We start from the raw sequence: 17,267 nt of genomic DNA, 5'->3' as shown, positions 1-17,267 counted from the left end.
CGCCTGCCGTCTAGTTCGTGCCGCGCCCGAGCCCGGTCAGCAGAGCACCACGGGCCTCGCGCCACAACCCGTGGCTTCCTGGTGCAGCAGCGTTTTCCTCCAGGTATTTAATCCAATCGCGGTACTCCGTGATGTCCCGTCCCTCTGCCGCGGCCACAGCGTCGCAGGCAAACCCCACCGCTCTGCTGCCATCATCCAGCGTGATGGAACCCAGCAGCATGGGTTCCGGCAGCTCGGCCAGGAAGGACCCGAGCGCAGCCTCGGAGAGCAGCCATCTCTCAGCAACGAGCCCGGCACCGCGCGCCGAACGAACCACTCCGGGCTTGGGCGGCGTGGTCTCCAAAGCCACCATCCTGTACTGCGCCGCGGTGGTCACCGGGCCGTCCCAGAAGGCTCCGTGCCCTTCGAGCTCCGCAGCCAGTGGCTGCCCCTTCCGGTGTGCCCCCACCACTACAAGAGGTACGACGGCGGCTCCCGCAGCAACCGGCCACGGGACCTTGGGAGCGGGGGACTGAGCGGGTGCGGGCCCTGCCGCGGACCCTGCTGCCGCGCCTGCCACGGCTCCCGCGGCGAACAGTTCGGGTAGCTCCGGGATGAGCTCGATCCGACGCGCAATGTCCGCGGCCACTCCGTCCTCGAACGTCCGGGCAACCACTGTCAGTCCGAACTGTGACGTACTGCCTGTTTCAATGCCGCCTGCTTCAACGCCGCCGCTCTCGGTGACGGTGCCCGCCGGTACGGCAACAGCGCTGAGGTCGAAGAGGTTGCAGAAATTGGTATAGGTGCCCATCCGCGAGTTGACCCCCACCGGATCGGCAGCAACCTCGGCCAGCGTTGGATGGAACGGCGCAGTCGGGACAATCAAGGCGTCGAATCCGTCCAGGCGCTCCAGGGCCCGGTACTTGAGTTGCTCCAACGCCGCAGTGTCCGCCACGTATTGGTGCGCCGGGACTTTGCCCGCGGCGCTGATGATGCCGGCGACTGTGGGGTCCAGCGTTGCGGGCACCCCGCCGGACGCGTCTGCCCCGCCGGACGCGGCCGCCGAGCCCTTCGTTACCGAGTCAATGAAGCTGCCGACGGCGGCGTAGCGTTCGGCCACCAATCCGCCGTCGTACAGCAGCCGGGCTGCTTGCAGGAAGACGTCCAGGTCGATGGGTTCCGCCACCACTCCTGTGGACCGCAGCCGCTCAATCTGTGCCTGGAATGCCGACGCCCACGCTGCCGGGAGCGCAGGCAGCTCTGCCGGATAGGCCACCCGCGGTATCGACGGTGCCGCAACCTTCACGTCAGCGGGCCAGGTCCGGCCCTGCCCGGCCATGAGGCCCATGGCGAGTTCGGCAGTGGCGAGGTCGCGGGCGAAGATCGTGGCGGTATCCCACGAACGGCATGCCGGGACCACGCCCTCGGTCGAGACCACGCCCAGTGTCGGATTGATCCCCACGATTCCCTGCAGAGCGGCGGGAATCCGGCCCGAACCCGCGGTGTCCGTGCCGATGGCGATGTCCACAAGACCCAGGGCCACCGCAACGGCAGATCCCGAACTGGAGCCGCCGGAGATCCTCTCGGGACGCCTCGAATCACGGACAGCACCATGCGGGCTGCGGGTACCCACCAGGCCAGTGGCGAACTGGTCAAGATTGGTGGCGCCGAGCACCAGAGCGCCCGCAGCACGGAGCCTCGCAACAGGTACCGCATCCCGGGCTGGTACGTCCCCAAAGCCGGGGCACGCCGCCGTCGTGGTTATACCGGCAACATCCACGTTGTTCTTGACTGCGAGCAGGAGACCCGCAAGCGGCAGGTTCCCACCGGCCGCCACGGCGGCGTCAACCCGGGTCGCCTCCGCGAGCAGTTCGTCCCGCCCGCGCAGGTGGATCCAGATCTCGGGACGGTCGACGGCGTCAATCGCCTCGAGCGCCGAAAGTACCCGCGAAACTGTGGTTCCGGTGGGACTGGTCATGATGCGCTTCCTTCCAGGACGAGTACGGGTTCCCGGACGTCCACTGGCTCCAGGACCACCAGTGCTTCGCCGGCCACCACTTGAGCGCCGGCAGCGGGCAGAACTCGTTGGACCAGGCCATCCACGGGGGCCTGGATGACCGTCTCCATCTTCATCGCCTCAAGGGAAACCAACGACTGGCCGGCCACGACCAGGTCGCCGGGTTCCACATCCACTTTCCACACGCTGGCAGCGAAGGGGGAGGTCACCAGAGTGCCGCCGTCGGGCACAACGACGTCGTCCGCCGGCGGAGCGAGGGAAACAGCTTGTTCGGCACGGTCAAACTCACCGGCTTCCTCCCAGGCCTGGCGCTCCACGGTGAAAGCCGCTGACTGGGTCTCGCGGAATTCCGCAATGGACACGCTGTTGCGTTCCAGGAATTCCTCATGCTCGGCCAGCGAGAACGTGCCGTCCTGGATCTCCACACCACGGCCACGCCCGGCAGCCATGTCGGCGCGGAGGTCCAGGAGCTCCTCGGGACTGACGGGGTACCAGGAAATACGGTCGAAGAACCTGAGCAGCCAGGGCGAGCCCGGCTCAAATGGCGCCGAGTCCGCGTAGCGCGACCAAACTTGGGTGGTGCGGCCAACGAACTGGTAGCCGCCCGGACCTTCCATGCCGTAAATGCACATGTAGGCCCCGCCGATGCCCACGGCATTCTCAGGAGTCCACGTACGGGCAGGGTTGTACTTGGTGGTCACCAGCCTGTGCCGCGGATCCAACGGTGTTGCCACCGGCGCTCCGAGGTACACATCGCCCAGCCCCAGGACGAGGTACTCCGCGTTGAAGACGGTATCGAAGACGTCGTTGACGGAGTCCAAGCCATTGATGCGCCGGATGAATTCGATGTTCCACGGGCACCAGGGGGCGTCGTCGCGGACACCGGCCATGTAACGCTCGATTGCCTCACGGGTAGCGGGATCGTCCCAGGACAGGGGCAGGCGAACGCTGCGGCTGGGCACCACCAGTTCCGAGCTTGCCGGGAGTGCGGCCTCTATTTCCTGGACCAGGCCCAACAGCTTTGATGTGTGAAGGACGGAGGGATCGGCCTTGATCTGCAGGGAACGGATACCTGGCGTCAGATCCACAATGCCCGGCACGCGGAGGCGCTCGAGTTCCTGGTGCAGGGCGTGGACCCGGGCGCGGAGGCCAAGGTCCAGCACCATGTCGCCATACTCCACCAAGAGGTTGTCATCACCGGAGCGGCGGTAGGTGACAGCAGGCCGTCCGTCGCCTTCGGGCACCCGGCCCAGCACGCCGTCGTCGCCGTCTCCGCGAAGCAGCCCGGCGGTTCCGGAAGCCGTGCCGGTGCCCGTGGTGAAACCGGTGCTACCTGGCAGGATCAGCTGCCTCGCAGCGCCAAGTTCGCTAATGGAGGGCGCCTCAACCGAGCGGATGGGCACAAAGCGGACCTTATCGCCCGGACGGAGTTGGCCCAGCTTCCAGCGCTCGCCGGTCACCACGGTGACGGGGCAGACGAAACCGCCCAAGCTGGGACCATCAGGGCCCAGGAGAATGGGGGTGTCGCCGGTGAAGTCCAAGGCACCTACCGAATAGGCGGTGTCGTGGATGTTGGAAGGGTGCAGTCCGGCCTCTCCGCCATCGGTGCGTGCCCAGCGCGGCTTCGGGCCGATCAGGCGGACGCCCGTGCGGGCGGAGTTGAAGTGGACCTCGTATTCGGCGGCGTACAGTTCCTCGATGTCTTCGCGTTGGAAGAATTCCGGTGCACCGTGTGGCCCCTCCACCACTTTCAGTTGCCACTCCGTGGTGAGGGCCGGGCGGCTCTCCACGGGAACCGGGCCGGGGGCGGTCTCAGGCAGGTGCCCGGTGACGGTGCGGAGTACATCGCCGGCCCGGAGGACGCGGCCGCCATGGCCGCCGAACTGGCCCAACGTGAAGGTGGAAGCGCTCCCCAGATACCGGGGAACATCCAGCCCGCCTTCAAAGAGGACATAGCCCCTCAGCCCGGATCCGTCAGCCGAGCCGACGTCCAGGAGGCCGTTGTCCGGGACGGTGATGGGTTCCCACGCTGGGGCCGGCCGGCCGTTGACGGTCACCGTGACGTCCGCTCCGGTGACGCACACTGTGGTGGCGTGGGTGAAGCGGAGCGCCGGTCCGGCCATGGTGAATTCCAGGCCGGGTGCGCCCTCAGGATTGCCCAGTGCTGTGTTGCCCAGCCGGAACGACAAATCATCCATGGGTCCACTCGGCGGCACTCCGATCTGCCAGAGCCCGGTCCTGCCCGGCCAATCCTGCACGCTGGTCTGGAGGCCCGGCCGTTCAACGGTGATTCGCGGTTCAGGATCGCCCACGGTGTTCAGGGTTCCGGTGGAATGCTCCGCAGCACGGACCACGTCCATCCCGGCCACGGCGCGCAGCATGCCCAAGTTGGTCTCGATGCCATCAATGCGGGTTTCCGCCAACGCGGCAGCCAGGGCGTCGAAGGCGGCGTCGCGGGTTGTACCGGACGTGATGACCTTGCCCAGCAGGGGATCGTAGCTGGTGGAGACTTCGCTGCCGGTCTCCACCCAGGCGTCAATGCGTACGACGTCGGAGGCCGGGTACTGCGCGTTGGTGACCGTTCCGGCGCTGGGCTGGAAGTTCCGGGCGGGGTCTTCAGCATAGATACGGGCTTCTACAGCGTGTCCTGAGACGGGCACACTGTCCGGCACGCCATCAAGCACTGGTTTCTGCTGTGCGAGGTCCAGCATCCACTGCACCAGGTCCACGCCGGTGATGGCTTCGGTGACGGGGTGTTCCACTTGCAGCCGCGCGTTGACTTCCAGGAAGGAGGCTTCCTGGCGGACGGGATCGTAAACGAACTCCACTGTGCCTGCAGAACGGTAGCCCACCGAGGCACACAACGCGCGGGAGCTTCGGTGAAGTTCTTCCCGCAGCGCGTCCGACAAGTCCGGCGCCGGTGCTTCTTCCACTACTTTCTGGTGGCGGCGCTGCAGTGAGCAGTCACGGTCGCCGAGGCTCACCATGCGGCCGGCACCATCACCGAATACCTGGACTTCAACGTGGCGGGCGTGTTCGATGTAGCGTTCGGCAAAGACGCCTGCCGTTCCAAAGCTGGAGCTGGCCAGGCGGGCAACCCGTGAGTAGTTGTCGCGGAGTTCGGCTTCGTTGAGGCAGACGGCCATGCCGATGCCGCCGCCACCCCCGGTTGCCTTGAGCATGAGGGGGTAGCCGATGCTCTGCGCTGCTGCGACGGCTTCGTCCAGGTCCTCCAGGAGGCCGGATCCCGCGATCATGGGTACCCCGGCGCGTTGGGCGGCATCGCGGGCGGTGTGCTTGGTGCCGAAGATCCGGAGTTGTTCGGGGGTGGGACCGACAAACACCAGGCCGGCTGCCTCCACGGCTTCAGCGAAGGCTGCGTCCTCGGACAGGAATCCGTAGCCGGGATGAATGGCACCGGCCCCCGTGGCAGCCGCGGCCTTGAGGATGGCGTCAACCTTGAGATACGACTCCTTGGCCGGAGCAGGCCCCAGCAGGACAGCCTCGTCAGCGAGCTTCACATGCTTGGCGCCGCGGTCAGCTTCTGAAAAGACAGCGACCGTGCGTAGCCCGGCCTTGCGGGCGGATTCGATGATCCGGCAGGCGATCTCGCCACGGTTGGCAACCAGAAGGGTATCGAAACGGTTCATGCGCGGGCCTCCGGACGTGTGACGATCATGCGCACCGGCGTGGGGTTGAAGCCGTTGCAGGGGTTGTTGATTTGGGGGCAGTTGGACACCAGCACCAGCGTGTCCACCTCGGCGCGCAGGGCTACGCGCTTGCCGGGCGCGGACAGCCCGTCCACAATGCCGAGTGCGCCGTCGGGATCCACCGGCACGTTCATAAACCAGTTGATGTTGGACACCAGGTCCTTCTTGCCGAGGTCCCACTTGCCGCCTTCAATGAGGAAGTTCTCAACGCAGGCGTGCTGCTCGTGGGTGTGCTGGCCGTAGCGGAGGGTGTTGGATTCCTGGGAGCAGGCGCCGCCGATGGTGTCGTGGATACCAACCTCGTCCGCCACCACTGTCATCAGTTTCTGGCCGCTGTCGGCACGGAGGACGGAGCCGGTGGTAAGGAAGATCGAGCCCTGGGTCGCGATGGTTACAGCAGCGGAGTACCGCGTGCTGGTGTCCTTGGCTGCGTAGAGGATGCAGTCCACGGCCTGGTTGCCGTCGAGGTCCACAATGGTGAGCACATCGCCGGCAGCAATCACGGCGGACCAAGGACCGCGGGCTTCCACGAGTTCGTCGAGTACCACGCCGCCAGGGATCAGTGCGGGGCTGATTTCTGCGATGGCGTTCATGCTGTGGTCCTTGCGTTGTAGTCGAGTTCTGTGTTGTGGAGGGCTAGTCGCCCTTCCGGGCCAAGGTCAACCCCGAGGGTTCCGTCCCTGAGCGCTTCAACGTCCTGCGGCGCCCGCCAGGCAACGATGTCCACGGCGCTTCCCGTGAACTCAGGACGCGGGTCCAACGGGTGGGCGGTATTGGCCAGTACCAGCACTGCGTCCATGTGGAGGAGAAGTTCGACGGCGGCCCCGGCACCGGCGCTGCCGGCGAAATGGATGCTGCCATCAGGGTCTACGGTGATGCCCTTGAAGAACGAGATCGAGGGCGGCAGTTGCCTTTGGCTGACTCCGTGCTTCATACCGCCAAGGGTGAGTAGTTCACGGCCCGCCGGTGATGCACTGTGGGCTGATCCGGCCCCGTATTTGGCGGTGTTGCCGGCGAGGTGCGTGGTGCCGGTCAGGGCATCGTGCTTGCCGGAAGAATCGGCCACCACGGTTGCCATCAACCGGCCTGCATCGGACAGCAGGGGATGACCTGTGGTGATGTAGGCCTGCCAGGGGACTTTGACCGTGTCCGCGACGTTGAGCCGCTCGTGCTGGGCGCCGCTCCGGACGATGACAGCGTGAACGCAGGCATCGCCGTCGAGGTCTGTGATCCTGATGCGGGTCCCGCGGGCCAGTTCCAAGTGGGTGTAGCGGCCGAAGGCCAGCGTTTCGGCCCAGGTCAGCGCGCTCGCGGCCTCCCCGGGGAGGTCTTCGGTGAGACGCGCCGGTGCCGTCGTGGGCGGGACGTGGATCATGGTTTCGGCCGTGCGCCCGTGCTGGGCCCGGGCGTGCAGTTTGGCCCCGGTAGTCGTGGCGGTTCCGTTTTCAGAAGTGCGTGTTTCGAGAGTCTGTGTCATGGCAATCATTTCTGTGCTTGGGGATGGCCAGGTGTCGGCAGGGTCAGGCGGCGTTGGCGGATTCAGCGGCGATTGAGGCCCTGTTTTCCCGGACCCGGATGTTCCGCCGGACCCAGAGGCCCAGGAGCAGGACGGCGCCCACCATGATGGGTGCGGAGAAGAGCAGGATCCCGTGTTCTCCGGAGGGGTCGTACACCTCGGGGCGGGGCCAGGAAAGGTTGATGACCATCAGGGCGCCGTACAAGACAGCCAGGACGTTGACGGGCAGGCCCCAACGGCCCAAGGAGAACAGTCCTGCCGGCATGGTCTGGCCCACGCGGTCCCAGTCGCCCCGGAAACGGCTGAGCAGCTGCGGGACCGTGACCATCAGGTACGCCAGGTACACCATCACGATGCACACACTGCAGAGGGTGGTGAAGAGCGCGGAGTTGCCAATGTTGATGGCCAGGATTCCCACAGCCAGGGCGCCGATCGCGATGGAGGGCCACATGGGAGTTCCGCGCTTGGGGTGGACCTTTGCGAGCAGGGCCGACGCCGGGAGCTTGCCGTCCCGGGCCATGGAGAACACCAGCCGTGAACCGGCTGTCTGGATGGCCAGGGTGCAGACAAAGATGGCGATTGCCACGTCCACCAGCAGTACCTTGCCCCAGAACGTGCCCAACACGGCCGTCAGAACGTAGGGGAGTCCCTCGGTGGCGAGCCTGCCGTCGTCGAGACTTGGTGCTGCCATGAGTGCCGCGATGATCATGAGTCCGCCGCCAATGCCCGAGATGATGAGCGCGGAGAGGATGGTGCGCGGTGCGGTCTTGCGGGGGTTTTTGGTTTCCTCAGACAGTTCGCCGGCGGAGTTGAAGCCGACCATCACGTACGCGGCCATCAAACCCGAGACAAGGAAGGCACCTACGGCGCCAAGGTCCGAGGTGGTGACCACGCTGACGTCCGCCACTACCTCCGGGCCTCGCTGTGCCGCGGAGAACAATGCGAGGATGACGGCCGCGACGCCCACAATCTCGCAGGTGACGCCAATGGAGTTCACATGGGACATCAGCTTCACGCCGAGGCAATTGATCACAGTGGTGAGTACCAGGAGGATGGCGCCGAGGATGACAGCGTTGGCTGCGCCCGTCGGGGACGTCAACGCGGGGTCTCCGCCCACCAGTTGGAAGCCCTCCCACAACTGCGGAAGCACAACCTGGAGTGCGATCGCAGCGGCAGCAGCCGTAATGACCTGGGCGATCGACATGAACCAGCCGGCGAACCAACCCACCACTTCACCGCCCATTCGGCGAGACCATTGGTAGACGGCGCCGGACAGCGGGTAGCGGGCTGCGAGTTCGGCGAAGTTCAGCGCCACCAAGAGCTGGCCTACCAACACCACCGGCCAGGTCCAGAAGAAGGCAGGGCCGGCGAAGGAGTAGCCAAAGGCGAAGAGTTGGAAGATGGTGGTCAGGATGGAGACGAACGAAAAACCTGCGGCAAACGATGCATAACGGCCCAGCTTGCGGTGCAATGTGGGCTGGTAGCCAAGGGCTGTCAGGTCGGCATCGTCGGTACGGTGGGCCGCCGTCGGAAGGGTGGAAGTCATCGGTTTCTCCGTGTCTGGAACGGGATGTGGGACCAGCCCGGAGAAGGTTTGACTGCCCTTCCGGAATATCGGTCACTTGATAGTTTTCCAGCGCGGTGTCCCCACGGCGTTTCGGCAATGTAAAGCCTTGGTTACCGCTCGTTTCGGGCATGTAAAGGAATTCTCACCGTCTCTGCGGGGCTCCCGGAACGGCCTTTTTGGTGATGCTGCGATGCAACAATGAAAGCGTGACTACAACCGGACCGGGACGCCCCCGCAAACAGCAAGCGGTACGCCCGGGAGCCACTGCCCGCGACGAAATCCTGGACGCGGCGGCGGAGCTATTCACAAGTCAGGGGTTCGCCAATACGTCCACCCGGGCTATTGCTGACGCGGTAGGAATCCGGCAGTCATCGCTGTATCACCACTTCTCCACCAAGGACGAGATCCTCGGGGAGCTCCTCGGCGGGACGGTATCCACCAGCTTGGCTTTTGCCCGCGCGATGCGGGATCACTCCGACGACGCCGGTCTGGCTGCTTCTGCGGCACGGTTGCATGCGGTGGTCCTCTTCGACGGTTCGCAGCTCTGCACTTCCCGCTGGAACCTCGGGGTCCTCTACCACCTGCCGGAGGCCAGGGCGGAGATCTTCCAGCCCTTCATGGCAGCACGGACGGAACTCCGGACCATCTACGGGGAGTTGGGGCAGGAATTGGCGGCCGTTTCCTCAGCGGACGCCGGCCTCGGTGATACCGCGTTCAGGCTGGTGGAGTCGCTGATCAACCTCCGCGCGGACGGGCTGATCTCCAAGGACTCGGCGTCCACTACGGCCGACACGGTGATGATTCTTGCCGGGCTGAGGGAAAAACTCCCTGCGGTGAGGGCTGCCAGCGGCGAACTCATCAGCCGGTATGGAGAGGTCAACAGTCGTGGACAAGCCTCTGATTCGGCGCTCGCAGCGAAGAGCGCCTAGTAATCCACCTGCCGCTTGAGTTTGTTCCCCAGCCACAGCATCGCCAGGCTTACCACCAGGAAGCCAACGGAAATAGCGAGGGCAAACACCACCACGCCACCCCAACCGCCTGCACGGGCCGGATCAATGAACCAGTACGGGTACCAGTTGACGAAGGCGCCCCGGATCAGGCTGTAGACAAGGTAGCCGATGGGGTAGAGCAACCAGTACCAAACGTGTTTGAGCTGCAGGGTTGCCCGCGGCGGTTGGAAGAGCCAGTCTGCCACCATCACCACAGGAATCAGGTAGTGCACCACAAAGTTGACCCAGGGGAGCAGGGAACCTAGGTCCTCACCGGCGAGCAAAGCACCGAACACCAGGCCAACCACGGCCATGGCGATGGTGGCGGTTCCCCGAGTGACGTCATCAATTTCGCTGGGCCTCTTCCGGATCAGCACCCGGTAGCCGCTGATGAGGAGCACCAACGCTGCGAAGATATTGGACAGGTTGGTGAAGTAGCTGAAGAAATTCCAAAGGTCATAACCCATGCCCAGGTGAACTGTCAGCTGCGTTCCCACCGCCACCAGCGTCAAAAGCCCAAAGAAAAAGCGTCCCCCGATAAGCACATTCCGTTTGGTCATGCTCCCCATCCTTGCTGACCGCGTGACCTGAACGGCCCCGACACCCCGGAATAGCTACGTGATCAGCAATTCAAGGGCCTCGGCAAGATGGCCGACCTCCCGAACGGAGAAGCCGTCCGGAATAACACCGGCACCCGCAGGGCTGGCCGGAACAATGGCGTGGGTAAACCCCAGGCGGTGTGCTTCCTGGATGCGCTGGTTGATCCCGGGAACAGGACGGACCTCACCGGCAAGGCCCACCTCTCCAAAGGCAATCAAACGCTGCGGGAGTGCCTTCCGGGACTTCGCCGATGCCACGGCCAAGGCAACAGCCAAGTCTGTTGCCGGCTCGGTCAGCTTCACGCCGCCCACGGTTGCCACATACGAATCATCCTTGTGAAGCATGCAGCCTGCACGCTGCTGAAGAACTGCCAGCAGCATGGCCACCCTGGAGCTTTCCAACCCGCTGGTAGCACGGCGGGGTTGAGAATTGGCGCTCTCGGCAAGAAGGGACTGAACCTCTGCCAGCAAGGGCCGGCGGCCCTCCATGGTCACCGTGATGCAGGTGCCTGAAACGGGTTCCCGGGTCCGTGAAACGAACAATCCGCTGGGATCAGCCAGTCCCTCGATGCCGGCCTCGTTCAAGTCAAAGCATCCGACGTCGTCCGTGGCGCCATAACGGTTCTTCACGGCCCGGAGCAGCCGCAGGCGGGAGTGGCGTTCGCCTTCGAACTGGCACACGACGTCCACCAGGTGTTCAAGCAAGCGCGGCCCGGCGATGGTGCCTTCCTTGGTCACATGGCCCACCAGCAGCGTGGTCATGTTGCGCCGCTTGGCCGCGGCAATGATCGAGGCCGCAACTTCACGCACCTGCGAAACCCCGCCGGCGCTGCCCTCCACGTCGGCACTGCTCAAGGTCTGCACGGAGTCCACGATCAGCAGCTTGGGTTCAAGCTGCTCCACTTGGCCCAGGGCCTGGCCGAGGTCGGTTTCAGCGGACAGATAAAGAGTATGGGCGACGGCGTCGATCCGCTCCGCACGGAGCTTCACCTGAGCTGCGGACTCCTCGCCAGTGATGTAGAGGACGTCCTGGCCGGTGCGCGCGAACTTCGCTGCAACATCCAACAGGAGTGTGGACTTCCCGACGCCGGGTTCCCCCGCGAGCAGGATGACGGCACCCGGGACGAGCCCTCCTCCGAGGACACGGTCCAGCTCGTCGACGCCCGTGGGCAGGAAGGCCGCGGTGGTGCCATCCACCTCAGCGATACGGCGGGCCGGTTCCAAAACTGTAGCTGCCGCCGTCGTGCGCGCTACCGTGGCGCCGTACTCCTCAACGGTTCCCCATGCCTGGCATTCGCCGCAGCGGCCCACCCATTTAATGGCGGTCCAGCCACATTCGGCACACTTGTAAGCGGGTGTTTTGGATGCGCGGGACGTCTTGGAAGCCATGGGTTCAAGAGTAGTGGCGGGGACTGACAGTATTAGCCGCGACGTCCACCGTGACGGGCTGCGTCGACGAACACCGCAATACCCGTCACCCCGAGCGCAAGCCCCAGGGAAGCGACCACATCGGTGAGCCAGTGGTACCCAAGGTAGATCCGGCTGCAGGCAACCACCAGCGTCAACAGAGCGGCACCGGTGAAGGCGAGAACCGCCGTCGCGCGCGAGCCGGAACGCGAGACCACCAGGTAGGTGAGGACAAGCGCGAAGATCCCGGCGCCCAGCGTGTGGCCGGAGGGAAAGGACAGTGCGTCGTCGGGACCCAGGAGGACATCGGACGACGGCGGGCCTGAGCGCCCCACATCCTGTCTCACCACCGCGGACAGGATGACGGCAAACGCCATGGCGCCCACAAGGACGGCCGGCCGCCAGAGTTCCTTCTTCCGGACCGCCCAGGCCGCCGCCACCGCCACACCGATGATCGTCAGCCACAAGGGTGAGGTCACAGTGGACACCGCCGTGAGGATGGCAGTGGGAAGGGGGCTGCGCGAATCAACCATGAAGCTGTGGACCGCGCCGTCCAACGTCGCAAGGCCGGTCTCGGACAGCACGGCGGCGAACATGAGCCAGAAGATGGCGTCCCCGGCCACCAGCAAAATGCCTGCCCACAGGAACAGGGGCCGCTGCCGAAGCTTGAGCGCCGGTGCAGCCCGGAAGTGCGTGGAAATGGCGGGGGTCATTGGTTCATTCTGCCAAACGGGTCTGGGACTTCTCTGAGGCTACAGCGCCGGAAGCACCGCGCGGGCCTCATCCGGTTCCATGCCGCTGGCTTCCAGTAAGTCCACCATCAGGGGCCGGAACAGCATGACCACGGTTTCGCCCTCGAGCCTTTGGACATCCAGCATCTTGGGGTGCAGGCGCGCGGCGATGTCCGAGAGATCGTTCCGGGCGCGGCGCAGATGAACCCGCCGTGTTCCTTCGCTTTGCTCGGACAACCCAATGGTCATCTCGTCGATCGCTGCGGCGGTTTCCTGCAGGACTTCGGAGATACTCTCGATCGCTTCATCGGACAGCGCGGCATGGTTGATGGCGCTGGTGAGCCGCCGCGCAAACACCCGGCTGTTACGCAGGGCCAGGTCGATGTATTCCAGGGAGTGCTCCAGGCCGGCCAGCTCGTCGCGGTGCCTCCGGTGCGCTGGAGCCAGGGTTGCCACTTCGCCCGAGGCACGCAGCGTCTGCCGCATCCGGTCCACCAAAGGCTGGCAGTTGCGGCCGCGGATCAAGGCGTGCCAGGCGATGGTGGAGTCGCTTTCGGTCAGGGCCTTGCCGCATTCGCGCAGCACTTCCGCGAGCTCGTGCAGGATCTTTTGGACATCCTTGCGGGGCTCCCGCCGCGGATCTTTCGGCACCAGAATGGTCACCAGCAGCGCAAACACGCCCCCGATCACGGCGTCCAGGCTCCGCGTAAAGGGCCCGCCGGCCGGCGCCGGCAAGAGCACCACCAGCAAGGACTGCAGGCCCAGTTGGGTGGTGAAAATGGTTCCACTGTCCAGGAACCTGGCAAGGAGGATGGAGAAAAGAAGCACGACGGCGGCCTGCCAGATCCCAGCGCCCAGCCAGTGGAGCAGCAGGTCGCCAACAACGATGCCCAGGGTGCAGCCGAGGCCCACCTCGATCACCCGGCGCAGGCGTGGATCGCGGGAAAAACCAAGTGCAATCAACGAAGAAGTAGCCGCAAACAGCGGGCCCTGGTGGCCCAGAACATATTCAGCGAAAGCGTAGGCACCCACGGCGCACACGGTCATCTGGATGGCCGGCGTCAACGAATTCCGGCTGCGGACCAAACCCGTCCGGACTCTGGCACGCAGAAACCTCTTGCTTGCAGAAAATCCTTTCGCGGCAGCCATGTCGTCCAGTCTATTTGCCCGGCTCGAATTCGGACGAAGGCACCAACCGCATCCCGGGTGCCGCTCAAGGTGGCGCGCGCCACATAACCCAATGGTCCGCCGTCGTTCACCTTCTGTTCACCTTTCACTGCAGATCCCGTTACCTGCGCTCCTTACCTTCAGTAAAGGAACAAAAGGTCCTCAGCTCGCGCACGCCGAAATCTCCGTTCGGCCCGCATCGAAGAATCCCTGGAAGGGGCACATCCAAGTGAAGGCAACTCACTTCGGCCGCAACGCGGCAATCGCGGTCATCGCAGCCGGCGCTCTCGCGCTCACTGCTTGCGGTTCAGACAACGCAACGAACACGCCTGCTGGTACCCAGTCGGCAGCATCCGGCCCCAAGGTCACCGGCACGCTGACCGGCATCGGCGCCTCCTCCACCGGCGCAGCCATGGACGCTTGGAAGGCCGGTTTCTCTGCCGCCAACTCCGGTGCCACGGTCCAGTACTCCCCGGACGGTTCCGGCGCAGGCCGCAAGGCCATCATCGACGGCTCGGCACAGTTCGCCGGCTCGGACGCCTACCTGAAGGACGAGGAGCTTGAGAGCTCCAAGGCCAAGTGCGGCCCCGACGGCGCCATCAACATCCCGGTGTACATCTCCCCGATCGCTGTTGCCTTCAACATTCCGGACGTCAAGGAACTGAAGCTCGACGCCGCGACGGTCGCCAAGATCTTCCGCGGCGAAATCGCCAACTGGAACGATCCCGCCATCGCCGCACTCAACGAAGGCGTCACCCTGCCGGACCTCAAGGTCACCCCGGTGAACCGCTCTGACGACTCCGGCACCACCACCAACTTCACCGACTACCTCGCATCTGCTGCTCCCGAGGTCTGGACGGACAAGGCTGCCGGCATCTGGCCCGCAACGCTTCCGGGCGAAAACTCCAAGGGCACTTCCGGCGTCGTCAAGGTTGTCACCGACACCCCGGGCGCCGTGACCTACGCTGATGACTCCGCCGTTTCCGGCAAGCTGGGCACCGCTTCCATCAAGGTTGGCGACGAGTTCGTCAAGATCTCCGCCGAAGCTGCTGCCAAGGCTGTCGAAGCCGGTAAGCCCGTTGACGGCCGCGCCGCCAACGATGTTGCCATCAAGCTGGACCGCAAGACCACGGCATCGGGCGCCTACCCCGTAGTCCTCGTCTCGTACCACGTTGTGTGCACCACCTACGAGACCAAGGAAGTTGCTGACCTGGTCAAGGCCTTCGAAAGCTACGTCGTTTCCGACGAAGGACAGAAGACCGCTGCTGACGCCGCGAAGTCCGCACCGCTCTCCAAGACGCTGCAGGACAAGGCCACGGCCGCTATCGAAACCATCAAGGCCAAGTCCTAAGGTTTCCCGGCGGGTTTGCTGAACCCGGCTGAACACTGAAGTTCCCTGTCCCGCTCTCCGGTGGCCACCGCGGCACCGGACCGGGGCAGGGAACTTAGCCATGTAAGACCAGTTCACTCCAGACTGAAGGAACGTGAAGTGACCACCAACTCCCTGACAACCTCCCAAGGCGCAGGACGCGCCGGGGACAAGGTTTTCTCCGGGGCCGCCATGGCCGCAGGGTGCCTGATTCTCGCGGTTCTCTTCGGAGTCGCGTTGTTCCTTGTGGTGCAGGCAATCCCCGCGCTCACCGCCCCCGCTGAGGACATCCAGGGCGGCAACGGCTTCTTCGCCTACATCGCCCCAATCGTGGTGGGCACTCTCATTGCCGCGATCATCGCACTCGTCATCGCCACCCCCGTGGCCATTGGCGTGGCACTGTTCATCTCGCACTACGCCCCCCGCCGGCTCGCGTCGGGCCTCGGCTACGTAGTGGACCTGCTCGCGGCCATCCCCTCCGTTGTCTATGGCGCCTGGGGTGCTGCCTTCCTGGCCAAGGAAATCTCCCCGGCCTACGACTGGTTGGCCACCTACCTCGGATGGATCCCGATCTTCGAAGGCCCGGCCTCCGCTACCGGCAAGACCATCCTGACCGCCGGCATTGTCCTCTCCGTCATGGTCCTGCCCATCATCACTTCCCTGTCCCGTGAAATCTTCCTGCAGACCCCCAAGCTGCACGAGGAAGCGGCCCTTGCACTGGGAGCCACCCGCTGGGAAATGATCAAGATGGCCGTTCTGCCCTTCGGCCGCCCGGGCATTATCAGCGCCATCATGCTGGGCCTCGGCCGGGCACTCGGCGAGACCATGGCCGTTGCCCTGGTGCTCTCCTCCGGTGTCCTGACGGCCAGCCTCATCCAGTCCGGCAACCAGACCATCGCTGCGGAAATTGCCTTGAACTTCCCCGAAGCCAGCGGCCTCAAGGTCAACACATTGATCGCCGCCGGCCTGGTGCTGTTCGTCATCACCCTGGGCGTGAACATGATCGCCCGCTGGATCATCACCCGGCACAAAGAATTCTCGGGAGCCAACTAAATGTCCGCCACAGTAGTCCGCAAGCGCTCAGCGCTCACCAAGGGCCAGCTGCCCAAGTTCGCGCCCTACATTGTCTTGGCCGTCGCACTTGTTGTGGGCGCGGCCATCCTGGCGCTCATCGGCTTCAACGCCTTGGGCTGGGGCATTGTCTCTGCCATTCTGTTCGCCGTGGGCCTGGTCTCGTGGAGCGGTGCTGTTGAAGGTGCCCGCAAAGCCAAGGACAAGCTCGCCACGTGCTTGGTGGTCGGCGCCTTCCTGATTGCGCTGCTGCCGCTGATCTCGGTGATCGTCACAGTGCTGGTCAACGGCATCCCCGGGCTCATCACCCCCGGCTTCCTGGGCACGTCCATGAATGGCGTTACCGGCGCCTTCGACAACAAGGCAGTAGAGGAAGGCGCCCCGGTCCTCGGCGGCATCTACCACGCACTGCTGGGCACCCTCCAGATCACGCTCCTTGCCACGGTCATCTCCGTCCCCGTGGGCCTCCTTACTTCGATCTATCTGGTGGAATACGGCAACGACCGTCCGCTGGCCCGCGCCATCACGTTCTTCGTGGATGTCATGACCGGCATCCCGTCGATCGTGGCCGGCCTCTTCGCGGCAGCGTTCTTCTTCGCCATCGTTGGCCCCGGCACCAAGACCGGTGCGGTAGCCGCCGTCGCGCTTTCCGTCCTGATGATCCCTGTTGTGGTTCGCTCCAGCGAGGAAATGCTGAAGATTGTCCCCAACGAGCTCCGCGAGGCTTCCTACGCGCTGGGCGTCCGTAAGTGGCGCACCATCACCAAAGTGGTCATCCCGACGGCGATCTCCGGCATCGCGTCCGGCGTCACCTTGGCGATCGCCCGCGTTATCGGTGAAACCGCTCCGATCCTGGTCACCGCCGGATTCGCCACCACCATCAACAACAACGTGTTCGGTGGCTGGATGGCCTCGCTGCCCACGTTCATCTACACACAGATCCTCAACCCGACATCGCCGTCCAACCCGGAGCCGTCGGACCAGCGTGCCTGGGGCGCCGCGTTGGTGCTGATCATCCTGGTGATGCTCCTGAACCTCGGAGCCCGCCTCATCGCCCGTCTGTTTGCTCCCAAGACGGGACGCTAGCCGGGCCGGCCGCCGCTTATTGCGGCGGCACCTTCACACTTCCACACCCCCAAGGAACA

General features: G+C 64.8%; 13 protein-coding genes. 4 read left to right on the top strand and 9 right to left on the bottom strand.

The window, feature by feature from the left end:
* Positions 1-10: 10 nt before the first annotated feature.
* The 5 genes from atzF to ACIQLI_RS02770 are packed head-to-tail and all read right to left on the bottom strand — an operon-like array spanning position 11 to position 8,768.
* Positions 11-1,957: an allophanate hydrolase gene (gene atzF / locus ACIQLI_RS02790; protein WP_400384720.1), complete on the bottom strand. Its 1,947-nt coding sequence runs from the start codon at positions 1,955-1,957 to the stop codon at positions 11-13.
* A complete protein-coding gene (gene uca, locus ACIQLI_RS02785) occupies positions 1,954-5,646 on the bottom strand; it encodes an urea carboxylase (protein ID WP_400384718.1) in 3,693 nt (1,230 codons plus the stop codon). Before uca ends, atzF begins: the two co-directional genes overlap by 4 nt.
* Positions 5,643-6,299, bottom strand: a complete 657-nt coding sequence (locus ACIQLI_RS02780) for an urea amidolyase associated protein UAAP2 (protein ID WP_400384716.1) — start codon at positions 6,297-6,299, stop codon at positions 5,643-5,645. The genes uca and ACIQLI_RS02780 overlap by 4 nt, the downstream gene beginning before the upstream one ends.
* Positions 6,296-7,183, bottom strand: a complete 888-nt coding sequence (locus ACIQLI_RS02775) for an urea amidolyase associated protein UAAP1 (RefSeq protein ID WP_400384714.1) — start codon at positions 7,181-7,183, stop codon at positions 6,296-6,298. The genes ACIQLI_RS02780 and ACIQLI_RS02775 overlap by 4 nt, the downstream gene beginning before the upstream one ends.
* Before the next feature lie 43 nt (positions 7,184-7,226).
* On the bottom strand, positions 7,227-8,768 hold the full coding sequence (locus tag ACIQLI_RS02770; RefSeq protein ID WP_400384712.1) for an amino acid permease: 1,542 nt from the start codon (positions 8,766-8,768) through the stop codon (positions 7,227-7,229).
* Between the two features lie 227 nt (positions 8,769-8,995).
* Here ACIQLI_RS02770 and ACIQLI_RS02765 point away from each other — a divergent pair, with 227 nt between their 5' ends.
* Positions 8,996-9,718 (top strand): TetR/AcrR family transcriptional regulator, encoded by a 723-nt coding sequence (locus ACIQLI_RS02765; RefSeq protein WP_400384710.1) that lies wholly within the window; start codon positions 8,996-8,998, stop codon positions 9,716-9,718.
* Here ACIQLI_RS02765 and ACIQLI_RS02760 read toward each other — a convergent pair.
* The 4 genes from ACIQLI_RS02760 to ACIQLI_RS02745 are packed head-to-tail and all read right to left on the bottom strand — an operon-like array spanning position 9,715 to position 13,664.
* Positions 9,715-10,338 carry a Pr6Pr family membrane protein gene (locus tag ACIQLI_RS02760; protein WP_400384708.1) on the bottom strand — a complete coding sequence of 208 codons (624 nt, stop codon included), beginning with the start codon at positions 10,336-10,338 and terminating at the stop codon, positions 9,715-9,717. The genes ACIQLI_RS02765 and ACIQLI_RS02760 overlap by 4 nt on opposite strands.
* A gap of 54 nt (positions 10,339-10,392) precedes the next feature.
* The gene (radA, locus tag ACIQLI_RS02755; protein ID WP_400384706.1) at positions 10,393-11,766 is read right to left on the bottom strand and encodes a DNA repair protein RadA; all 1,374 of its coding nucleotides are present in this window, start codon (positions 11,764-11,766) and stop codon (positions 10,393-10,395) included.
* 32 nt (positions 11,767-11,798) lie between these two features.
* The gene (locus ACIQLI_RS02750; RefSeq protein ID WP_400384704.1) at positions 11,799-12,497 is read right to left on the bottom strand and encodes a phosphatase PAP2 family protein; all 699 of its coding nucleotides are present in this window, start codon (positions 12,495-12,497) and stop codon (positions 11,799-11,801) included.
* A 39-nt stretch (positions 12,498-12,536) separates the two neighbouring features.
* Positions 12,537-13,664 (bottom strand): FUSC family protein, encoded by a 1,128-nt coding sequence (locus tag ACIQLI_RS02745; RefSeq protein ID WP_354231742.1) that lies wholly within the window; start codon positions 13,662-13,664, stop codon positions 12,537-12,539.
* Between the two features lie 247 nt (positions 13,665-13,911).
* Between ACIQLI_RS02745 and pstS the strand changes: the two genes are divergently transcribed.
* The 3 genes from pstS (at position 13,912) to pstA (ending at position 17,208) form a co-directional block, all read left to right on the top strand.
* On the top strand, positions 13,912-15,033 hold the full coding sequence (gene pstS / locus ACIQLI_RS02740) for a phosphate ABC transporter substrate-binding protein PstS (protein WP_400384702.1): 1,122 nt from the start codon (positions 13,912-13,914) through the stop codon (positions 15,031-15,033).
* A gap of 138 nt (positions 15,034-15,171) precedes the next feature.
* Complete coding sequence (gene pstC / locus ACIQLI_RS02735) at positions 15,172-16,104, top strand: phosphate ABC transporter permease subunit PstC (protein ID WP_089593240.1); 933 nt, start codon at positions 15,172-15,174, stop codon at positions 16,102-16,104.
* On the top strand, positions 16,105-17,208 hold the full coding sequence (gene pstA, locus ACIQLI_RS02730; protein ID WP_400384700.1) for a phosphate ABC transporter permease PstA: 1,104 nt from the start codon (positions 16,105-16,107) through the stop codon (positions 17,206-17,208). It begins immediately after the preceding gene.
* The last annotated feature ends 59 nt before the right edge of the window (positions 17,209-17,267 follow it).

The organism is Paenarthrobacter sp. NPDC091669 (assembly GCF_044756725.1).
Lineage (GTDB): Bacteria > Actinomycetota > Actinomycetes > Actinomycetales > Micrococcaceae > Arthrobacter > Arthrobacter bambusae_C.
Note: the sequence above shows the minus strand (reverse complement) of the source record. Positions and strands in the feature narration are given on the sequence as shown.

Excerpts from the sequence above, each read along its gene's own strand:
- ACIQLI_RS02775 (WP_400384714.1), bottom strand. The coding sequence starts at position 7,183 with ATGACACAGACTCTCGAAACACGCACTTCTGAAAACGGAACCGCCACG.
- ACIQLI_RS02770 (WP_400384712.1), bottom strand. The coding sequence starts at position 8,768 with ATGACTTCCACCCTTCCGACGGCGGCCCACCGTACCGACGATGCCGAC.
- ACIQLI_RS02780 (WP_400384716.1), bottom strand. The coding sequence starts at position 6,299 with ATGAACGCCATCGCAGAAATCAGCCCCGCACTGATCCCTGGCGGCGTG.
- ACIQLI_RS02745 (WP_354231742.1), bottom strand. The coding sequence starts at position 13,664 with ATGGCTGCCGCGAAAGGATTTTCTGCAAGCAAGAGGTTTCTGCGTGCC.
- ACIQLI_RS02760 (WP_400384708.1), bottom strand. The coding sequence starts at position 10,338 with ATGACCAAACGGAATGTGCTTATCGGGGGACGCTTTTTCTTTGGGCTT.
- pstA (WP_400384700.1), top strand. The coding sequence starts at position 16,105 with ATGTCCGCCACAGTAGTCCGCAAGCGCTCAGCGCTCACCAAGGGCCAG.
- radA (WP_400384706.1), bottom strand. The coding sequence starts at position 11,766 with ATGGCTTCCAAGACGTCCCGCGCATCCAAAACACCCGCTTACAAGTGT.
- uca (WP_400384718.1), bottom strand. The coding sequence starts at position 5,646 with ATGAACCGTTTCGATACCCTTCTGGTTGCCAACCGTGGCGAGATCGCC.
- ACIQLI_RS02750 (WP_400384704.1), bottom strand. The coding sequence starts at position 12,497 with ATGACCCCCGCCATTTCCACGCACTTCCGGGCTGCACCGGCGCTCAAG.
- atzF (WP_400384720.1), bottom strand. The coding sequence starts at position 1,957 with ATGACCAGTCCCACCGGAACCACAGTTTCGCGGGTACTTTCGGCGCTC.